Raw genomic sequence first — 5,016 nt, 5'->3', positions numbered from 1 at the left:
GTGGGTGGGCAAAAAAAATAGCTAAGAGAGTCATGAGATGAAATATATTTTATTTTTCAACAAATTAAATATCACAATCTTATATAAATATGAGTAATCACCAGCAAAATAAAATAGCGCCATCCCTAGCTAATGAATTATTTGCACCTTTACCAAAATCGAGGCAATTATTTACTTATTTAATGAATGCGATCGCTTGGGGATTAACTGTTGTCGCTTTAGTTCCTTTATTATCTATTTTGTGGGAAATTATCTCACGAGGAATATCTGGACTAAAACTAGAAATGTTTGTCAATCCTGTGATTGATTTTGGCTTTGGCAACGCTATTCTGGGAACAGCAGTAATCGTGAGCATTGCTACACTATTAAGTGTTCCCGTAGGCATATTAACAGGTATATTTTTAGCTGAATTTGGAATTACTAACCCAGCAGCTAAATTTGTGCGTTTTATTACTAATATTCTCACTGGTGTCCCTTCCATTATTGTGGGTGTATTTGCTTATGCTGTCATTGTTTTACTCACTAAAAAATTTAGTGCGATCGCTGGTGGTTTTGCTTTAGCCACAATCATGCTACCTGTGATTGTCCTGACAACCGAAGAAGCTTTAAAACTAATTCCTACAGACCAACGCCTAGCTTCCGCAGCTTTAGGTGGTAATCGCTTGCAAACCACTTTTCGCATCGTAATTACTGCTGCATTACCTGCAATTACCACAGGTATTCTTTTAGCCATCGCTCGTGCTGCTGGCGAAACAGCACCTCTGATGTTTACGGCTTTGTTTAGCTTAGATTGGTCAGAAGGATTACTCAGCCCAACAGCTTCTTTACCAGTATTAATTTTTAACCTTTACAACGACCCCGACCCAGAGAAACATCAATTAGTCTGGACTACTTCTATAGTCTTACTTGGCTTAGTTTTATTTGTCAGTATAATTTCTCGCTTAATTACTCGGAAAAGAAAGATTAAGTAAAAACATTCCAAATTCGATAGTAAACTCATATAAAAAATGAACACATTAACTCCAGCCATTCAAGTCAAAAACCTCAGTTATTATTACAGCACTACTAAAGCAATTGATAACGTTTCTGTAGATATTTATCATAATCAAGTAACTGCACTGATTGGCCCTAGTGGTTGTGGTAAATCAACCTTTATTAAGAGTCTGAATCGGATTGGCGAATTAGAAGGTTCGGTGAAAGTAGAAGGACGTATAGAATTTTTGGGTCAGAATATTTATGACCCCCGCATCAACTTAAATCGATTACGCCGCCAAATTGGGATGGTGTTCCAAAAACCAAATCCTTTCCCTATGAGTATTTACGAAAATGTTGCTTATGGGATCAGAATATCTGGCAGATGTTCACAAATAGAATTAGATGCCGTGGTAGAATCTGCCCTGAAAGGAGCTGCACTGTGGAATGAAGTCAAAGATAAGTTAGATAAATCTGCTTTAGGTCTTTCTGGTGGTCAACAACAGCGACTCTGCATTGCCCGTGCTTTAGCCGTCAAACCAAAAGTACTCCTGATGGATGAACCCTGTTCAGCCCTTGACCCCATCGCTACCATGAAAATTGAGGAACTAATTCAGAGTTTGCGTTCTGAATTAACGATTGCCATTGTGACTCATAATATGCAACAAGCTACTCGTGTTTCAGATTTCACAGCTTTTTTCAGCACTGATGAAAGTCGTATTGGTCAAATGGTGGAATTTGGTGCGACCAATCAAATATTTAATCACCCTCTAGATTCCCGTACTCATGACTATGTTTCCGGTCGTTTTGGTTGATTTGACCGCAAGACTGGCACTGCGGCACGAAAGCTCAATTTAAGTCTCAAGATAGTGTTTGCCTCGCTACAACTTATCTTAAGCTGAAGGCCAGCAGTTAAAGGAAATGTAGATGAATTCCATGAATCAGGAAAAAGTTCCCAATTCCAGGGAAAAAACTCATCCAGAAGATGCTGCATCTCAATTAAGTCCAGAGGTGCTGGACATGATCAAACATCCGCCCAAAATGGATGATGTCATCCGAGGACAATCGCCAGCTGAACTTAGAGGGAATCCGGCTTTAGTGCCAGAGATGCTGGAGCAACCAATTGATGAAACACTTAAAGATAATCTAGATTAAGGCGTAAGTTTTTATCCCCAGCAGTCAGGATAAAATAACTTGAGTACTTTGTTGCCTTGTTTTTCGCCTTATGTTACCAGTCATTTATTCCCACGAGTTTCTGGATCACAATACTGGAAGATATCATCCAGAATGCCCAGAACGTTTGACGGTAATTGTTAATGCCCTGAAATCAGCCGCTTTTGCCGAAAAAATTAGTTGGCGATCGCCTACCGCAGCATCACAAAGGCGATCGCTCATGTCTACACTATTAAAAGCACACACTCTAACCTATATCAATAAAGTCAAGGAAATTGCGACCACTGGTGGCGGTTATTTAGGCGGTGATACACGAATTTCTCCGCGCAGTTATGATGTGGCTTTATTAGCGGTAAGTGCTTGGATGGATGGAGTTGATACTGTACTCGCAACAAAAAACCCGGCTTTTGTCTTAGCACGTCCACCGGGACATCATGCTGAAAGTCATACGGGGATGGGATTTTGCTTATTTTCTCAGGCTGCGATCGCTGCTTTGTATGCCCTAGAACAACCAGGAGTTAACCGTGTCGCCATCCTAGACTGGGATGTACATCATGGCAATGGTACTCAAGCGATCGTTGAAACTCATTCCCAAATAGTCTACTGTTCTTTACATCAATATCCGTGTTATCCCGGTACTGGAAAAGCTTCTGAACGCGGATTTCACGACAATGTTTTAAACCTACCTTTACCTCCTGGTAGTGATATCACAGCATATCAGCCACTAATAGAAAACAAGGTCATACCCTTTTTAGCTAATTTTCAGGCAGATTTATTAATTGTCAGTGCTGGTTACGATGGCAATAGATCAGATCCTTTAGCCAAAATCAATTTAGAACCAGCAGATTATGCTTTTTTTACCAATGCTTGTCTGGGAGTAACTCGTAAAATTCTCTTTGGTTTAGAAGGTGGTTACGATTTTGCATCACTTTCCCAATCTGTATTAGCCACAATTGAACGCTGCTTAATTTAAAATTTTTCCTTCTTCCATCACAAATCATTAATAAATAATTCAACTTTAGAGAAATTAAAGGTAAATTTTGATGCCCATAATTGATATTTTACTTAGTAAATCCTTGTAAGATATATTCTTTGTCTGCCAGCGATTTCAAAAGCAGTAATAAACTTTTCCTAAATATTTGTAAATTTGATAGTTCCATAATATGGATTTTTGCTCTGTAACTTAAGTAGCTAGTTAAATAAAGTATTTACATAAATTTTTTTAGTCATAATTATGCCGTTAAAATCTTTTCAGTATTCTCTGTAACAGAAAGCTAATGAAGTTCATCCAATCTTTAGGAAAAAAACTGCGAATCATCTCGTGAAGTAGCTAAAGTTTTGTTAAGATACTAATATCAATTTTTTCACAACAGCTTACTCAGCCCTGTGGAAAAACCAAAACTACTAGCAACACAAAGTTGAGAAGGTGAAGCAATGACCACCTATATGTTTTTTGAAGATGCCCTCCAAATGTTCACCAATATGTATTTGCTTTCAGCAGTCATGCTCATAGCGGCTTCTGGTATTGGTTTAGCAGTCATAGAAACAATTGAGAAAACAGGAGAGCGCTAAATTAGCCCCTGGTGGGATGCTTTGTGTTATGGCAGAGTGCAAAGTGCTGAGTATAAAGCAAGTTGCTTTCAGGACTGGAGCTATCAATACTCTTCTCACTCATGCGAAAACCGCTACAACTGATATGGGATAACAGTGTTCGCCGTGAAAAAATTCTGGTAACACTCAAAGAATGCAAATTTCATAGTGCTACAGCATTACCTGGAATTCAACACATCCACAGGTAAATAACTGTAAAGCTACCGAAACAAAAACTAAGGGACAAATTATCTTAGTAGTATAGCCTCGAAAGATGCCACCTATTAAGGACGTAATGCCTGTTTTTCAATAGGGCGTGCTGAATAAAGGTGAAACTATTCATCAAGGGTGTAAAGCTCCTGAAAAGTTAAAAAGGTGCAAGGAATAAGACTTGTGAAGATAAAAAATTATGCATTGATTGATTGCATAGTTCAGATATTTTCACCAAGATAAATCCTCAAAACCCTGTTCCCTATCCTCACAAATAACTTTTATGCCTAACGGCAAGCCCTAAGTAAAAATTAATCTAACTCTCTGCGACCTTCCAAGGCTCTTGCCAGCGTCACTTCATCGGCATACTCCAAATCGCCACCCACAGGTAGACCAAAGGCGATACGTGTCACCTTAGTAAATGGTTTCAGTAGCTGACCGATATACAGGGTTGTGGTTTCCCCTTCGATAGTCGGACTAATTGCCATAATCACTTCTTTGGTTTTTTGTTGACTCACCCGCCGTACCAAAGCTTGGATAGTCAGCTGTTCTGGGCCAATACCATCCATAGGGGAAATTACCCCACCCAAGACGTGATACTTACCTTTATATTCGCGCGTTTTTTCCAACGCAATCAAATCACGGGAATCCGCAACTACACAGATTGAAGTATCATCACGATTGGGATGACGACAAATTTCACAAATAGGATCAGCAGATAGGTGAAAGCAAACAGAACACAAGCCTATCTGCTTTTTTGCATTAATTAAGGCTTGCGCTAAAGCTTCTACTTCTGCTTCTGGGCGCTTCAAAATGTGCAAAGCAAGACGTTGGGCTGATTTAGGGCCAACTCCCGGTAAGCGTTGCAACTGCTCAATTAAGCGTGCTAAAGGACGTGCGTAAACCGTGGTCTTATCTCCCGGATATCATTACCTTAACTATAATGACATTTTTCGCGTACTTTCATCTGGCTAAGATCACCTTACAACCGGGCGCAAATAAATTCAAATACATACATTAAAAAACGCCCCCCATTTCTGAGAGGCGTTTCTTATTCAGCTAAACTTAATG

General features: G+C 39.4%; 6 protein-coding genes. 5 read left to right on the top strand and 1 reads right to left on the bottom strand.

Going from position 1 to position 5,016, the window contains the following annotated elements; genetic code table 11:
- Window positions 1-89 precede the first annotated feature (89 nt).
- From pstA to VB654_RS19770, 5 genes are all read left to right on the top strand, one after another.
- The gene (gene pstA, locus VB654_RS19790; protein ID WP_323215515.1) at window positions 90-971 is read left to right on the top strand and encodes a phosphate ABC transporter permease PstA; all 882 of its coding nucleotides are present in this window, start codon (window positions 90-92) and stop codon (window positions 969-971) included.
- Between the two features lie 36 nt (window positions 972-1,007).
- Window positions 1,008-1,787, top strand: coding sequence for a phosphate ABC transporter ATP-binding protein PstB (pstB, locus tag VB654_RS19785; protein ID WP_323215514.1), 780 nt, complete (start codon window positions 1,008-1,010; stop codon window positions 1,785-1,787).
- Window positions 1,788-1,908: 121 nt separating this feature from the next.
- Window positions 1,909-2,127, top strand: a complete 219-nt coding sequence (locus VB654_RS19780) for a hypothetical protein (protein WP_323215557.1) — start codon at window positions 1,909-1,911, stop codon at window positions 2,125-2,127.
- A 70-nt stretch (window positions 2,128-2,197) separates the two neighbouring features.
- Window positions 2,198-3,118 carry a histone deacetylase gene (locus tag VB654_RS19775; protein ID WP_323215513.1) on the top strand — a complete coding sequence of 307 codons (921 nt, stop codon included), beginning with the start codon at window positions 2,198-2,200 and terminating at the stop codon, window positions 3,116-3,118.
- Between the two features lie 461 nt (window positions 3,119-3,579).
- On the top strand, window positions 3,580-3,717 hold the full coding sequence (locus VB654_RS19770; RefSeq protein WP_194000676.1) for a hypothetical protein: 138 nt from the start codon (window positions 3,580-3,582) through the stop codon (window positions 3,715-3,717).
- Between the two features lie 539 nt (window positions 3,718-4,256).
- Here the strand turns inward: VB654_RS19770 and recR are convergent.
- The gene (gene recR, locus VB654_RS19765) at window positions 4,257-4,814 is read right to left on the bottom strand and encodes a recombination mediator RecR (protein WP_323215512.1); all 558 of its coding nucleotides are present in this window, start codon (window positions 4,812-4,814) and stop codon (window positions 4,257-4,259) included.
- Between the last annotated feature and the right edge of the window lie 202 nt (window positions 4,815-5,016).

Source organism: Nodularia sp. UHCC 0506, assembly GCF_034931045.1.
Taxonomy (GTDB): Bacteria; Cyanobacteriota; Cyanobacteriia; order Cyanobacteriales; family Nostocaceae; genus Nodularia.
This window is presented reverse-complemented; position numbering and strand designations above follow the sequence as displayed.

Bases quoted from the DNA above. Each gene is read 5' to 3' on its own strand.
- VB654_RS19780 (WP_323215557.1), top strand. From the start codon at position 1,909: ATGAATCAGGAAAAAGTTCCCAATTCCAGGGAAAAAACTCATCCAGAA.
- VB654_RS19770 (WP_194000676.1), top strand. From the start codon at position 3,580: ATGACCACCTATATGTTTTTTGAAGATGCCCTCCAAATGTTCACCAAT.
- pstA (WP_323215515.1), top strand. From the start codon at position 90: ATGAGTAATCACCAGCAAAATAAAATAGCGCCATCCCTAGCTAATGAA.
- VB654_RS19775 (WP_323215513.1), top strand. From the start codon at position 2,198: ATGTTACCAGTCATTTATTCCCACGAGTTTCTGGATCACAATACTGGA.
- pstB (WP_323215514.1), top strand. From the start codon at position 1,008: ATGAACACATTAACTCCAGCCATTCAAGTCAAAAACCTCAGTTATTAT.